The 749-nt window shown below is 68.6% G+C and carries 1 protein-coding gene; it reads left to right on the top strand.

Going from position 1 to position 749, the window contains the following annotated elements:
- Window positions 1-279: 279 nt before the first annotated feature.
- The coding region (locus tag ACSNOB_RS31925) for a hypothetical protein (RefSeq protein ID WP_436691154.1) at window positions 280-749 on the top strand (470 nt) is incomplete at its 3' end.

The following is a 749-nucleotide window of genomic DNA, read 5'->3' as shown; positions in this document are numbered from 1 at the left end:
GGCCGGGGTCGTTACATCCTGCGTACGGCTGAGCAAGGGCACACCCCCGGGCGACGGGCTGGTATGCCCGGCCCCCCGGAATGATGGTGGGCCGCCGGTCGTTACACATGGTCCGGCCGGCGTGCGGGCGTCCCCCCGCCCCGCGTGAACGTGGCCCGGTCTGAGTCTTCCCGGCGTGCTGCCGGATCCCCCCGTGTTTCTTGAGCGCCGGACGGTGCTTGCACCCCGCCGATCCCCCTTTGGCGGTGGTGGTGCCAACCCCCGAATGGAGCCACTGTGATGAACACGATCATGCGTAAGAGCGTTCTCGGTATCGCTGGTCTCGCCACCGCCGGTGCGCTGGCCGCCGGCCCGCTGAACCACACCGACACCACCACCCCGATCGAGGCGGGCACCCCGATCACCGCCGTCGCCGTGCAGGCCGACAAGCCGGCCGTGGACAAGGCCAAGCTGATTCCGCACGGTGTGCAGGGCGCGCAGTCGCGCATCGACCTGTCGGACGAGCAGGTCGCCAACGTCAAGGCGATCATCGCGGCGACGAAGAAGGCCGGCATGGACGAGCGGGCCGCCGTGGTGGCGATCGCGACGGCGTTGCAGGAGTCGAAGCTGGAGAACCTGGGTCACCTGGGTGAGCGCAACGATCATGACTCGCAGGGTCTGTTCCAGCAGCGTCCGTCCTCGGGTTGGGGCACGGTGGAGCAGATCACCGACCCGCAGTACTCGACGATGGCGTTCCTGAAGGGTCTGAA

The sequence above is a fragment of the Micromonospora sp. URMC 106 genome, assembly GCF_051386395.1.
Lineage (GTDB): Bacteria > Actinomycetota > Actinomycetes > Mycobacteriales > Micromonosporaceae > Micromonospora.
This window is presented reverse-complemented; position numbering and strand designations above follow the sequence as displayed.